Source organism: Blautia sp. MSK17_66, assembly GCF_020538025.1.
Taxonomy (GTDB): Bacteria; Bacillota; Clostridia; order Lachnospirales; family Lachnospiraceae; genus Blautia_A.
Genome location: NZ_JAJBNQ010000043.1, coordinates 1 through 13,652, shown reverse-complemented (window position 1 = coordinate 13,652; position 13,652 = coordinate 1). Strand labels below are relative to the sequence as shown.

The following is a 13,652-nucleotide window of genomic DNA, read 5'->3' as shown; positions in this document are numbered from 1 at the left end:
GCTTCCGCCTACTCCATTCTCCCCAGCATAGCTGGGGGATTAGGCTTTTCATTTACCTTAACACTTGCAGTTCCTTTGAAGTCATCTTGTATGGTAAATTTTTTTCCTGAAGACATGACAATATCGCAATTATTATTTTCAAAGGTTACATTTCCAATAGTAGCTGATACATTGGTTTGTCCTTCTAGATAAATTCCCCAATCAAAATTTTGAATTTTTCCACCAACAACTTTAATTTCCGCTGCATTTATTCCTATTATAGTGCTCTTCGCCAAAGATGATGATGTAATAGTTCCGCCATACATATTGACGGTTCCTCTTACAATACAACCCTCACCAATATCTGTATTACCGCTACAGTCCAATATCGTTCCATTTTGAATATTTATTGTTCCATCATTTTCGAACCACCCATTCCTTACAATAACTCCACAGTCAAAAGAACCAGTTGCATTAAATTTAGCATTCTTAAGGTTAACAACCCCTCCGTTTTGAATTATGGAAGCTCCATTGTTCGTTAAAGCCTCATAAGTACCGCCCTCAAAAGTAACTGTTGCATCTTTATTTTTATTGTTCAGAAAAACATTATTATCAACATTCACCGTATACTCATTAATAATCGTTAACTCTTTACAAGCATTTTCTATACTAATAAAACAGCCATCATCATCCCCTGGCATATTAATGTCTCCAGTAATCTCCAGAGTAACTTTCTCTGTAGTGTCAATAGTAATTACACCACCGAAGGGATCGCGAGGCCCAGTCTTAGTATATGTTCCACCCTGTACCGTATACGTTCCTCCTGAAGTGATCTTTACATTTTCCCCCGGCGAAATCGTATTCGCAGCCGCTGTTCCCACTGCCATCTCACTGCCGCTGCTAAAAAGAGCAACTCCATCCGTAAAGTCTTCTTCCACTTCCACGGCATCCTCAGTATCATCTTCGTCCTGGGATTCTGAAAGATCCCGGATCTCCACTTCTCCACTTTCCTCAATATCCTCTGTCTCAGGTTCTTCTGCAGCTTCAAAGATCACATCCTCATTGTCTTCGCCGTCTTCGAATTCCTGCATTTCCACATCAGCCGCCCAGATGAGGGATTCCGGTACCACAGATGTGATCAGCACTGTTCCGGTCAGGATCGCTGAAAGCAGTTTCCGGCTCTTTTTCACTAATTCATTTTTCTTCATTTTGTTCCTCCTTCCACATTTTATATTTTATGGAAATATTATACTCTACAGAACAAAATTAAGTAATGCCCATCAGAAGCCAAAAAAGTGCCTTTTTTTCTGAAAAAAGTATTACGGCGGTCGCAATTGACCGCCGTATGTATCTTTGTCTGTTATTTATTTACAAAGGGTTTCAGCTCTTCGCGCTTTTCCACACCCAGTGTCTGAAAAATGCGGGAGAGATAATGTTTGATCGTATTGACTGACATGGACAGGTGATCTGCGATCTCCCGGTTGGTCCAGCCTTTGCTTGCAAGCATGGCTATGGAAAATTCCATAGGTGTCAGCCTATCTGTAACAGAGCTCTGAAGCTGTGGATTATGAATATCCATCCAGCCGCGGCTGAAAGCAACGACTGCCTGTGAAAGCCGTTTGTAATTTTCCGGTTCTGTTGGTTTGATACAGGCTTCGATCTGGCCAAGCATCAGTCCGTGGTGCTCGATGAACGGTTCCAGAAATCCATCCGGTTTCGCCATGTTCCATGCTTTCATCAGGATTTCCCTGGCTTCCTCCTGTTTCTTCTGGTTATTCAGGCACATGATGATCACGCAGTAGAGATATTCCATAGCAATGGGATAACAGCCATCAAGCATCAGAAAAACTGACTGACATAATCCCAGTGCCCGCTCATATTCTTCATTCAGATAAGCATTGTGTGCGAGGATATAGATTGCATAAGCACGAATACCCGCCGGCAGGTACGGCAGAAAATCCTTGAGAGGTGGAAGTCCGTCTGCCGGAAGATGCATCAGAACCGTTGCCAGATAGCCGGCAAAAACACAGGAAGCCATAACTTCTTCTGATGCAGAGTTTTCTTCTGCAAGACGAAGGCATTCCTGGATGTTTCGAAATCCCATTCTGGAAGCAGATGGATTTCCCAGCGTAAGATTGGAAAAAGAATACAAAAGTCCTGCGGACAGGCGCAGGCAGAGATCTTTGTCCTGCAGATAAAGCTCCGCAATGTTTCTGCATTCCTGCGCGCGTCCTGAAAAATAATATAACTCCGCCTGTGCGATCTGCCGTTGATCCGGATCCTGAAAAGCATCCACAGTAGCCTGTGCCTGTCCGGGAGCAAAGGAACTGTTTATCAAAGGCATAAGATGAGCGGAAAAAGAATCATACATCAAAACAGCTCCCCCCTACAAACTCCCGAAGAAGAGAGTTCCGCGGGATATCGTCGCTTGGCACGGCGACAAAATAGTCAAAGAATTTGAGAAGGCGCTTCGCCTCGATATATTCCGGCTCGTCCTTGCCGATCCCGAACAGAAGCGGCTCTGCATAAAGCTTCAGGCAGGCCAGTTCATAGACAAGTGCGGAGTTGAACATCACATCTGCCTCTTCCTGATACGGGAAGATGTTTGCTTCCTCTCCTCTTCTTACCGACGGCCATCTGGCGATCGTGTCCTTTGCACTCGTTCCACGCGTTCTCGCATCACGCACAATCCTTCGGATCAGTCTGCCATCCGTGGTTGGGATACGATTGTGTTTGTCGATATTCAGCTGTGTCAGTGCACTGATATAGATTTTGAATTTACTTTCTTTCGGGAGGGAATGACTCAGCTTGTCGTTAAGTCCGTGGATTCCTTCGATAACGAGAACATCCTCTTTTCCAAGCTTAAGGAAATCTCCCCGATATTCTCTGTGGCCTGTCACAAAGTTAAATACCGGCAGTTCGATGCGTTCTCCACGAAGAAGTGCCAGCATATCTTCGTTGAATTTCTCCACGTCCAGTGCTTCCAGGCATTCATAATTTCTCTCACCGTATTCATCCAGCGGTGTATCTTCTCTGTTTTTGAAATAGTTGTCTACAGCGATCGGATGCGGCTTCATGCCATGTGCTGTGAGCTGGATTGACAGCCGATGCGAAAAACTGGTCTTTCCTGATGAAGACGGGCCTGCGATCATGATGAATTTTCTGCTTCCATCTGCTACGATCTGCTCTGCGATCCTGGAAATCCTGGCCTCCTGAAGTGCTTCCTGGACCAGAAGGATATTTCCCACCCCTTCTCTGGTGATCCGGTCATTCAGATCACCGACATAGGAGATATCCATCTTTTCTGCCCATTCCTGGGATTCCTTCTGTACCTTAAATATTTTTTCATCCGGGGCAAACGGCGGGATTGTAAATGGATCACTGCGCTCCGGCAGCTCTAACACAAAGCCCTCATCATAAAGCTTCAGGTCAAAATATTTCACATATCCTGTATGATCTGCCATATATCCATAGAAATAATCTTCATAGTTTTCGATATTATAGATATTTACCCTGGAAACACGGCGGTAACGGAAGAGTTTTTCCTTATCATACATATGATGCTGATGAAACAATGCAATCGCGTCAGCTGTACTGACAGATTTCTTGCCGATCGGCAGGCATGCATCCGCGATTCTGTGCATCTCTTCTCTTATCTGATCCAGAAATCCCTGATTCAGACCCGGGAATCCGTTTATTGTAAAATAATATCCTGATCCGACAGAATAATGGATTTCCACCTTCTCCACAGTTTCCTTACCTGCCACATCATAAATCGCCTTAAGGAGCACCAGGCAGGCACTTCTTTTGTAGGTGGAAAATCCTATATGATCTCTGATCGTCACAAATCTCACAGTACAGTCACGCTTTACCTTCTTGTGAAGCTCCCGGAGCCTTCCGTCTGCTGTAACCAGTATGATCGGAAACTCTGTATCTTTCTGATATTCATCGACAATATCCCTGTAGGAAGTCCCACAGGGATATTCTTTTGTTTCACCATTGACAGTTACTTTTGCCATTTTTTGTTCCATAACAAACCCTCCCGTTTACCCTTGATGTCACAATGTTATATACGGGCTTTTTATTTTTGCACATGAAATCTGAAGCTTCGGAAATTTCTGACTCAGTTTTTTCTTCATGGCCTCCATAAAAATATATTCTGTTCCATAATGTCCGGCATCTATGATCGGAAGACCGGCAGCTACGGCATCAATTCCCGTATGATGATCAATATCACCGGTAACGTACACCTGCGCTCCCTTTGCCAGTGCATCCGGGATCATACTCTTGCCGCTTCCCGTACAGACTGCCGCCTTCTGCACCAGACGATCCGGATCACCGTAAACTCTGACATCATGAAGTGCAAGAGCCTTTTTGACAAAGTCTCCGCACTCTCTCAGCGTCATCTGCTCCGGAAGCATTCCGACACGGCCAAATCCCTCACAGCCGTCCTTTGTCTCCTCTGTCACAGAAAGGACTTCTCTGTCCGTAAGCTTCAGATAATCCGCGCTCAGTTCAGCCATACCAAGTACATCATAGTTGGTGTGCATGGCATAATAGGAAATATTATTCCTGATCAGACGCATAATTTTTCTTCCGGACGAGTCATAATTATTAATCCTCTTGATTCCGCCAAAGATCATCGGATGATGCGTGATGATCATATCTGCACCTTCCTGCACTGCCTCCTCAAGCGTTTCCTCTGTCAGGTCCAATGCGAGAAAGACATGAAAAACACCCTCCTCATCATCTCCGACCAGAAGTCCGACGTTGTCCCAGTTCTCTGCCGCCTCTGCCGGATATTCATGATCCAGCCATGCTGTCAGTTCCTTAACTTTCATAATGATTCAGGGCAGCCAGGATAAGCTGCCTCTCCTCCTCGATTTCTTTTTTGCGTTTAACCGCACTCTCTCCAGTGGCTTCTTTCAGTCTTTCCAGAATCTCTTCGTGGATCCTTAATTCCCGCTCCAGATATTTCTTAAGAACCGGATGTCTCTTCTCCAGAAGGAATCTGCCAAACATCTCTTCCTGTATACTCCACGGCAAGGTCTGCTCTTCTGTTTTTCGATCCACCTTGAGGATCGGGTAAAACTTGCCGTCCTCAAGGATCATTTCTTCTTCTGTAATGCGAAATCCGTTTTCAAGAAGGAAATGTCGAAAATGCGGAATATCCGACTGTGGCTGAAGGATCATCTCCTGAAAATCTTCCCAGACACTTCTGCCATCCGCGAGAATGCGCTCCATCAAAGGTCCTCCCATTCCCGCGATAACCAGAGTATCTCCCTCTCCATGTCCGATATCAGCCAGTCCGTCACAGCGTCTGGTTTCTATGTAAGAACCCAAGCCATACTGTTCAATATGTGCTCTCGCTCTGGATAATGGTCCTTCTGCAACATCTGTTGCAATCGCTCCCGGGATCCTGCCCTGAAGCTTCAGGTATACCGGCAGATATCCATGATCGCAGCCCACATCCACCAGTCGGTTTCCCTCTGTCACCATATCGGCGATCGCACAAAGCCTCCTGGATATCTGTACTGAAGCACCCATCAGTCCAGATAATCCTTCAGCTTGCGGCTGCGGCTCGGATGACGCAGCTTGCGCAGTGCCTTCGCCTCGATCTGACGGATACGCTCTCTGGTGACGTTGAATTCCTTACCGACCTCTTCAAGAGTACGTGCACGTCCGTCATCCAGTCCGAAACGAAGTCTTAAGACTTTCTGTTCTCTCTCTGTCAGTGTTCCAAGCACTTCGATCAGCTGCTCCTTGAGCAGGGTAAATGCTGCCGCATCTGCCGGTACCGGAACATTGTCGTCCTGGATAAAGTCTCCAAGATGGCTGTCCTCCTCCTCACCGATCGGAGTTTCCAGAGATACTGGTTCCTGAGAGATCTTGAGGATCTCACGGACTCTCTCTACATTCATATCCATCTCTTCTGCAATTTCTTCCGGAGTAGGTTCACGGCCTAACTCCTGCAGTAACTGACGGGAAACACGGATCAGTTTGTTGATGGTTTCTACCATATGCACCGGAATACGGATAGTTCTGGCCTGGTCCGCGATCGCTCTTGTGATCGCCTGACGGATCCACCAGGTTGCATAGGTACTGAATTTATATCCTTTACGGTAGTCAAATTTCTCAACTGCCTTGATAAGTCCGAGGTTTCCTTCCTGGATCAGATCCAGAAACAGCATTCCGCGTCCCACATAACGCTTCGCAATGCTGACTACCAGACGAAGGTTGGCTTCTGCCAGACGTTTCTTGGCTTCCTCATCGCCCTGCTCCATACGCTTCGCAAGCTCGATCTCCTCGTCTGCTGTAAGAAGGCTGACTTTACCGATCTCCTTGAGATACATACGGACCGGATCCTCAATGCTGACACCTTCCGGCACTGAGAGATCGATCTTATCGAGCTCGATCTCTTCCTCATCATCGAGCTTATCCAGATCTGCATCATCGTCCAGCATCAGGCTATCGTCATTCCCTGAAATACGGAGAACATCTACTCCGCTGGCTTCCAGGAAATCGTATACCTTCTCCATCTGTTCAACTTCCAGGGGCTGATCTTTGAAGAAATCACTGATCTCCTGGTATTCCAGTACATTTTTTTTCTTTTTTGCAAGCTCCAGAAGTTCAACCAGTTTCTCGCTGAATTTACCCATATTCATTTCCATAGGTGCTCATTCCTCCATATAGTGTTTATATTTTATCCTTATTCAAAAGAAATATGCAGTTCCCGGCGTTTTCGGCCGAGTTCCTCTAATTCTTTTTTTGCTTTGATGATCTCCTGCAGTCCCGCGATATCCGCAGGATTCCAGTTCCGGTTTTTTTCTGCAAGGCTCTCTGTCTTGATCCGAAGAAGCGTATCGGCAAATGCCTGATCCTGCTCCTTTGGCGTCTCAAGATGGATCGTCGCATTAAACAACGAGGCAACCTCTCTCTGCTGTTCACTGTCCGTAAAGCTGTTCAGAAGTCTGGCGGGATTTACATCTCCCTCCTCCCTCTGTGCAAACAGCATGCCTGCGACTTCCCGATACAGAGGGACCACAAAATCCTCCGGTGTCAGATACTGTGCCACCTTATCAAAAATCTTCGGATAGGTGACGATCCAGGTCAACATCAGTTTCTGCGCCTGTTCAGATGCATTTTCTTTCTTTTTCTTAGCGGTATTATCCTGGCTTTTCTTGGGCTGCACGCGGTATTCTGCCGGTGTCCCCTTAAGTGCCAGTGTGTTGACTCTCTTCTTTAAATCCTCGGTACTGATCCCGTACTGTCCCCGGTATTTCCTGACAACAGCCTCGATATAGAGATTCCGCTCCAGTTCATCCTTCAGTTCCAGGATCATCTCCGCACAGCGTTCAAAAAAGCGGTTCTGCCCCTGCGGTTCCTCCATCTGGAACTCACTCTCTGCCACACTGACCCGGAACATAAAGCTGTCAGATGCCTGCTTAAGCCGTTCTTCAAAAGCCTCCGCCCCAAGATTCTTGATGAATTCATCCGGATCTTTATATGGGCGCAGATTCACGACCCTGGAATTCAGCCCCGCTTCCCGAAGAATCGGGATCGCACGAAGTGCCGCACGGACACCGGCTTCATCACTGTCATAAAGAAGCAGCACCTCCTGCGTGTAACGCTTCAGAAGGCTTGCATGTCCCGAGGTAAGCGCTGTTCCAAGAGAAGCAACGGCATTTGTGAATCCTGCCTGGTGCATGGAGATCACATCCATATATCCCTCACAGAGGATCAGGTACTTCTGCCTGGTTGTCCTTGCTACATTCAGTCCATACAGGTTTCTGCTCTTGTCAAAAATCTTAGTTTCCGGAGAGTTCAGATACTTCGGTTTGCCATCTCCCATGACACGGCCGCCAAAACCGATCACACGGTTATTGACATCCATGATCGGAAAGATCACACGGTTCCAGAACTTATCATACATTCCATGGCGTTCATCTGCATTGAACAGACCCGATTCCCGAAGCCGGTCATCGCTGTATCCTCTGGATTTGAGGAACTGATACAGGCCACCGCCAAATTTATCTGAATACCCGAGTCCAAACTTACGTAAGGTCTCCTCGGTGAGACCGCGGCCGGTAAGATACTGGTATCCCTGCTCCCCCTTTTCTGTGCGGAGCTGATAATAAAAATACTGCGCAGCCTGCTTATTGATCTCCAGAAGTTCCGTCCTCTCCTGTACCTTCTCTCTCACTTCTCTGGAATATTCGATCTTTGGAAGTTCTACTCCTGCCCTGTCAGCCAGATGCTTCAGTGCCTCTCCAAATGTATAATTCTCATATTCCATAATAAAATTAAAAACATTTCCGCCGGCTCCGCAGCCAAAGCAATAATACATCTGCTTTCCCGGCGTCACGGAAAACGAAGGTGTTTTCTCATTATGAAAGGGACACAGTCCGAAATAAGAACTTCCCTTCCGTGTTAGTTTCACATATTGGGATACCACATCTACAATATCATTCTTCTGACGTACTTCTTCAATGATATCGTCGGAATAACGCATTGCCCATCCTCCTCTGCTGCTTAATAGCCCTCCCAGGACTTCGGTATGTATATCTGCCGGAACTTCTCCATAGAATACTGATCTGTCATACCTGACAGGTAATCACAGACCGCCTGGGATACAGGTTCTCCTCTCTTTATGAGCTCCTGATATTCTCTGGACATCTGTTCCGGATTATCAATATAATATTCGTATAATTTCGTGAGCATTCTGATTGCTTTCTGCTCTTCTTTCTTTGCCTCCGGATGCATATATACATTCTGGAACATAAGCGACCGAAGATTCATCAATGCCTCAAAGATCTCTCCCGACATCTCTATATGATCCCTGCCAAGACTGTTCTCAATAATATCGTGCACGAATGTATTCAAGCGTTCTCTTGTCGTATAGCCAAGAAGTATCCGAAGCGTGACCGGTATATCGTCCTCGGTCAGGATGCCTGCTCTCTGGGCATCATCCATATCATGATGAATATAAGCGATCTTGTCTGAAAAACGAACGATCTGTCCCTCCAGAGTCGCAGGTTTCCCGCTGAGACGGTGGTTCAGAATTCCATCCCGCACTTCCCACGTAAGATTCAGTCCTTCTCCGTTCTTCTCCAGAACCTGTACAACCCGGATGCTCTGCCGGTAATGGGCAAAACCTCCCGGATGGATCTCATTTAATGCATGCTCACCGGCATGGCCAAACGGCGTATGCCCAAGATCATGTCCAAGTGCGATTGCCTCAACCAGATCCTCATTCAGCCGGAGAGCCTTGGCGATCGTCCGGGCAATCTGTGATACCTCAAGAGTATGCGTAAGACGATTCCTGTAATGGTCACCATGCGGTGCAAGAAACACCTGCGTCTTATCCTTGAGTCTGCGAAATGCCTTGCTGTGAAGAATCCTGTCACGGTCTCTCTGATAAACAGTCCTGACATCACACTCTTCTTCTGCACGTTCTCTCCCTCTGGAATGAGCACTGTGTGCCGCATACGGATTCAAAAGTTCCAGTTCCTGCTGTTCCATCTTCTCTCTGATATTCATAAGCATATCCTCTACCGTACAAATGGTTCACAGTAACGACAAAATTCCTTATATTAATATATTCTACATAATGTTTCAAATTCCTCTTTTTTTCAAAAAAATTTCTTTTTTATCTCGCAGATGTCTTTCTCATACATCTGAGTGTATCCTCGCAGGGCATTCCTGCGTTATAGAAAGCACTCTGTAATAACGCAAAAAAACTCCTGATGTAACAGGAGTTCTCTCATGCGGAAGATGGGACTTGAACCCACACGAGCGCAATGCTCACAAGATCCTTAGTCTTGCTCGTCTGCCAGTTCCGACACTTCCGCATATCGCATTTCTCCGGGAATTCTTTATTCTCTTCCCTCGCGACAAATGTTAGTATAACAAAAGGTAATGTAAAAGTCAATACCTTTCATGCGGAAGATGGGACTTGAACCCACACAAGCGCAATGCTTACAAGATCCTTAGTCTTGCTCGTCTGCCAGTTCCGACACTTCCGCATATCGCATTTCTCCGGGAATTCTTTATTCTCTTCCCTCGCGATAGATATTAGTATAACAAAAGGTAGTACATAAGTCAATACCTTTCATGCGGAAGATGGGACTTGAACCCACACAAGCGCAATGCTTACAAGATCCTTAGTCTTGCTCGTCTGCCAGTTCCGACACTTCCGCATATCGCATTTCCTCGGGAATTCTTTGCTCTCTTCCCTCGCGACAAGTAGTAGAATACCAGAAGCCATTCACAAAGTCAAGCATTTTTTGAAATTTTTTCATTTTTTTATAAATTTAATTCAATTCGCAAATACCACCAGCCATATCGTTGACTGATGGTATTGCTGTTTCCTAGCTTAATTCCGCAATTCTGCTGACCGCAACATAGATCTCCTGAATCTTATACCAGGTGGAATAATCCGTGATCCCTGTTTCCGAAAGACCGAATATATTCTGGAATTTACGGACTGCAGCTTTTGTCTGTTCTCCATAAATCCCATCTACACCCACCTTCGGAATCGCTGGATACGCCTCTGCGATCACATTCAGCTGTTCCTGAATCTGCCGGACTTTATTTCCCGTTGCGCCAATATTAAGATCATATCCGGGCCAGGACAGGGGAATTCCCGATATCCCCTCTGCGACGTTGATATAGATATCGTTTCCATAAAAGTACCTGAGGATCTCAATCGGTGAATATCCTCTGTCTCCTAACGACTTACTGCCCCACTGTGTCATCCAGCCCCGGTCCCTGCACTGCACCTGACGTCCGTCACAGTACTGCGTCAGGATCGGCTGCCGCACATCCGGCCTGGACAGATAATTCTCAAAAAGCTCATCCACGATCCTCGAAATGCTGTCAAATATATTTCTCCCGCGTATCCACTTATGATCATAGGCCGTGGAAGAAGTGATCGTAAAATCTTTGCCTTTATTCCGGTACCATTCTGTATAAACCCTGTTCAGTGTAAAGGACATGATCGCCAGTACATTCGCCCGTATCGTATCGTCCGGCCAGGTCGCATAAATCTCACTGCTTGCTACATTTTTGATATAATCTTTATAACGCACATAGTAATCCTGTGCTGTAGTGTCGTTCACCGGCCCATCATGTACAACAACATATTCCGGGATCACAACCCGGCTCAAAACAATCTCTCCGCTCTCTCCTACCGGCTTTACCTCCGCCTCTTCTATCTTGGGTGGATATTCTCCCCACAGAGTATGAGGCCCGATCACCAGCCGCTCAAACGAAGCATTTGCCTGAAATGCAATTCTTACCGGCTGCTCTGCCCTGACCGATGGAAGAACCTGTATACCTGCAATTTCCGAGTTTTCAAAACCTTCCGCCTCTACCTGAACCGTGTACTCTGCATATGGCTGCTGCTCCGACGGTTTCATACTATACTCCAGAGGCGGTGTCTTCACATCCAGGACTGGTGTCTGCCCGGACGAATCTGTCCTGACCTCCTCAATCGTCTGACCACTCTCCCCGGTATACGATATTTTCACCAGTGCATTCTCCACCGGCCGCGTCCCATCCGCCGTCATCACAGTTACCTTAAGCCCGCCCCGATCAACATTCTCCTGCTGTGCCTGGATATCTCTATAAGATCTCATTCATTTCTCCTGCCCAAAACCTCTCAGGATAGTTTATGCCTTTTTCCTTTAATATAACACTCAAACGGTCGAGTAGATACATCCGTTACCGAATGTATCCCTCACAGAATTCCGGACGTGCGGCTTTTCCGCATCCGGCTCTTTACGAAACGCATTATTCAACAATTATCCGTAAATACTGACATATATTTTCGGCCTCGCTAAAGGATAGGCTGTATCAATCATTTCAAGAAACCCTGACCATGTATAGCTCTTTTTCTGACTTCTTTTATTAAGCCAGTAATGAAGACTTCTAATGACTTGGTATCTAAAAGCAGACAGACTCCGCCCATTATCAGTAATGCCGTAGTAATGATAATAACCAACAAGTATCTGATTCAGCTTAGATATAATGTCTTTCAGTTTATTCGCTCTCATTGACCGAATTTTCTGACGAACTTCTTTGCACTTTTTATTAAATTTTATTCTGCTGGTTTTCCTCTTCACTCTGAATTTCCCATTCTTATTACAAGAACAGTAATGCGTAAAGCCAAGGAATGTGAAAGTTTCTGGCTTGTGTCCATTTCTCTCACAGTTTTCTTTTGCAAACCGTCCAAACTGTATCAGTCTGCTTTTATCTTCCTGTAGGCTCAATCCAAAGTGTCTCATTCTACGTTTAAGTAGTTCATAGAACATTACGGCATCTTCTTTGTATTGAAAGCATACAACAAAGTCATCCGCATATACTACCAGACCACTATATCCTTTAAGTTTAGGGACAATTATCTCTTTGTACCACCATACCAGTACATAATGCATATATATGCATGATATTATTGGTGAACAGACTGAGCCTTGTCCTGATCCTTCTTCCGTCGCCTCATATTGAAAGTTTTCCATCACTCCTGATTTTAATATTCTTTTCAGGAGTCTGGCAATATTAGGATCTTTGATCTTTGATTCTACGAACTTCATTATCCATTTATGGTCAAGATGATTGAAGAACGATTTGATATCTGCATCTAATATATAACTACTCTTTTCCCTTTCAATCATATAGTTAAGTTTTCTCAAAGCCATGTGACATCCTCTGTTAGGACGAAAACCCATCATCTCATCATAAAAGCATGGTTCAAATACTGCTTCCAGTATTCGTTTCAGTGCTTCCTGCACCAGTTTGTCTTCATAACAATAGATGCTAAGAGGCCTTGTTTTCCCATTATCCTTTGGAATTTCTATTCTTCTTGCTGGTTTCGGCTTATATGCCTTTTTCCTCAGTCTGTCCACAAGGTTTTCTATATTTTTATCAAGGTTCTTATCGTAGTCCTTCTTTGTTATCCCATCAATTCCAACTGCTTTATTTCCATCCATCTTATTATGACATTCTTTCAGCAGTGATGTTGAAATCAGGTGTCCTATGGATGTAAAGACCATATCTGGATTTTCTCTGGATAATTGTGATATTCTCTCCAATTTTGTTTCCATTATTGTCCCTATCTCTGAGTATAGATAATGTTTCCTTTTCGATATAGTTCCGCAGGCCTGAACTATGAGGAATAGTTCATTCTCGACTTCCCTCCAGCACTTATCTTGTTCATGCTTTCACTGGTACTATTCGGGCCTCCGACTACCTGTACGTCATCTGACATCCTTATTTATTTGTTTGCCATACCATATCTATACGCATTATTTATGGAACGTACAGGTTCTCTCCAGTTGATGCAGCATCATTGTGTAACATGAATAGCTCTACGACACCGCAGCAGAGTACGAAATCTTGCCATAACGATAAACTTACCTATAGCCTTCTGCTATGTCAACAGCATCGGCCTGCTGGTTTAGGGTCTTTCGATGCTCAATCACTATCCCTATTACCTATCTTCCTACGCTTAACCTTCCCGATTGCTCTGGCTGGCTCAAGGTCGTTACCGGCGGTGTGGCTAATACCTTACCGGATGGGATTTCCACCCATTAAATGCTTCACCCTTAGCTGGACGCACTGACATGCTCCCACCACTTAAATCTCTGATTTTGAAGTGGGGGCTTCTTGCTCAA

The 13,652-nt window shown here is 45.4% G+C and carries 10 protein-coding genes and 3 tRNA genes; all 13 read right to left on the bottom strand.

The window, feature by feature from the left end; genetic code table 11:
- Positions 1 to 8: 8 nt before the first annotated feature.
- The 13 genes from LIR34_RS16885 to ltrA all read right to left on the bottom strand — a co-directional run bounded on the left by LIR34_RS16885 (position 9) and on the right by ltrA (position 13,082).
- A complete protein-coding gene (locus tag LIR34_RS16885) occupies positions 9 to 1,187 on the bottom strand; it encodes a hypothetical protein (protein WP_173903362.1) in 1,179 nt (392 codons plus the stop codon).
- Between the two features lie 152 nt (positions 1,188 to 1,339).
- A complete protein-coding gene (locus LIR34_RS16880; protein WP_173903361.1) occupies positions 1,340 to 2,350 on the bottom strand; it encodes a response regulator transcription factor in 1,011 nt (336 codons plus the stop codon).
- Positions 2,343 to 4,010: a nucleoside kinase gene (locus LIR34_RS16875; RefSeq protein ID WP_173903360.1), complete on the bottom strand. Its 1,668-nt coding sequence runs from the start codon at positions 4,008 to 4,010 to the stop codon at positions 2,343 to 2,345. Before LIR34_RS16875 ends, LIR34_RS16880 begins: the two co-directional genes overlap by 8 nt.
- Positions 4,011 to 4,037: 27 nt before the next feature.
- Positions 4,038 to 4,820, bottom strand: coding sequence for a Nif3-like dinuclear metal center hexameric protein (locus LIR34_RS16870; RefSeq protein ID WP_173903359.1), 783 nt, complete (start codon positions 4,818 to 4,820; stop codon positions 4,038 to 4,040).
- Positions 4,810 to 5,526, bottom strand: coding sequence for a tRNA (adenine(22)-N(1))-methyltransferase (locus LIR34_RS16865; RefSeq protein ID WP_173903358.1), 717 nt, complete (start codon positions 5,524 to 5,526; stop codon positions 4,810 to 4,812). The genes LIR34_RS16870 and LIR34_RS16865 overlap by 11 nt, the downstream gene beginning before the upstream one ends.
- Entirely contained in the window at positions 5,526 to 6,650 is a 1,125-nt protein-coding gene (gene rpoD, locus LIR34_RS16860) for an RNA polymerase sigma factor RpoD (protein ID WP_161284775.1), read from the bottom strand. Before rpoD ends, LIR34_RS16865 begins: the two co-directional genes overlap by 1 nt.
- A gap of 38 nt (positions 6,651 to 6,688) precedes the next feature.
- Complete coding sequence (gene dnaG, locus LIR34_RS16855) at positions 6,689 to 8,491, bottom strand: DNA primase (protein ID WP_173903357.1); 1,803 nt, start codon at positions 8,489 to 8,491, stop codon at positions 6,689 to 6,691.
- 20 nt (positions 8,492 to 8,511) lie between these two features.
- The gene (locus LIR34_RS16850; protein WP_173903356.1) at positions 8,512 to 9,519 is read right to left on the bottom strand and encodes a deoxyguanosinetriphosphate triphosphohydrolase; all 1,008 of its coding nucleotides are present in this window, start codon (positions 9,517 to 9,519) and stop codon (positions 8,512 to 8,514) included.
- A 226-nt stretch (positions 9,520 to 9,745) separates the two neighbouring features.
- Positions 9,746 to 9,830 (bottom strand) — tRNA-Leu (locus LIR34_RS16845).
- An 89-nt stretch (positions 9,831 to 9,919) separates the two neighbouring features.
- Positions 9,920 to 10,004, bottom strand: a tRNA-Leu gene (locus LIR34_RS16840).
- 89 nt (positions 10,005 to 10,093) lie between these two features.
- Positions 10,094 to 10,178, bottom strand: a tRNA-Leu gene (locus LIR34_RS16835).
- A 171-nt stretch (positions 10,179 to 10,349) separates the two neighbouring features.
- A complete protein-coding gene (locus LIR34_RS16830; RefSeq protein ID WP_173903355.1) occupies positions 10,350 to 11,618 on the bottom strand; it encodes a peptidoglycan-binding protein in 1,269 nt (422 codons plus the stop codon).
- 165 nt (positions 11,619 to 11,783) lie between these two features.
- On the bottom strand, positions 11,784 to 13,082 hold the full coding sequence (gene ltrA, locus LIR34_RS16825; protein ID WP_161286672.1) for a group II intron reverse transcriptase/maturase: 1,299 nt from the start codon (positions 13,080 to 13,082) through the stop codon (positions 11,784 to 11,786).
- Positions 13,083 to 13,652 lie beyond the last annotated feature (570 nt).

Excerpts from the sequence above, each read along its gene's own strand:
- LIR34_RS16885 (WP_173903362.1), bottom strand. The coding sequence starts at position 1,187 with ATGAAGAAAAATGAATTAGTGAAAAAGAGCCGGAAACTGCTTTCAGCG.
- LIR34_RS16880 (WP_173903361.1), bottom strand. The coding sequence starts at position 2,350 with ATGTATGATTCTTTTTCCGCTCATCTTATGCCTTTGATAAACAGTTCC.
- LIR34_RS16875 (WP_173903360.1), bottom strand. The coding sequence starts at position 4,010 with ATGGAACAAAAAATGGCAAAAGTAACTGTCAATGGTGAAACAAAAGAA.
- LIR34_RS16870 (WP_173903359.1), bottom strand. The coding sequence starts at position 4,820 with ATGAAAGTTAAGGAACTGACAGCATGGCTGGATCATGAATATCCGGCA.
- LIR34_RS16865 (WP_173903358.1), bottom strand. The coding sequence starts at position 5,526 with ATGGGTGCTTCAGTACAGATATCCAGGAGGCTTTGTGCGATCGCCGAT.
- rpoD (WP_161284775.1), bottom strand. The coding sequence starts at position 6,650 with ATGGAAATGAATATGGGTAAATTCAGCGAGAAACTGGTTGAACTTCTG.
- dnaG (WP_173903357.1), bottom strand. The coding sequence starts at position 8,491 with ATGCGTTATTCCGACGATATCATTGAAGAAGTACGTCAGAAGAATGAT.
- LIR34_RS16850 (WP_173903356.1), bottom strand. The coding sequence starts at position 9,519 with ATGAATATCAGAGAGAAGATGGAACAGCAGGAACTGGAACTTTTGAAT.
- LIR34_RS16830 (WP_173903355.1), bottom strand. The coding sequence starts at position 11,618 with ATGAGATCTTATAGAGATATCCAGGCACAGCAGGAGAATGTTGATCGG.
- ltrA (WP_161286672.1), bottom strand. The coding sequence starts at position 13,082 with ATGGAAACAAAATTGGAGAGAATATCACAATTATCCAGAGAAAATCCA.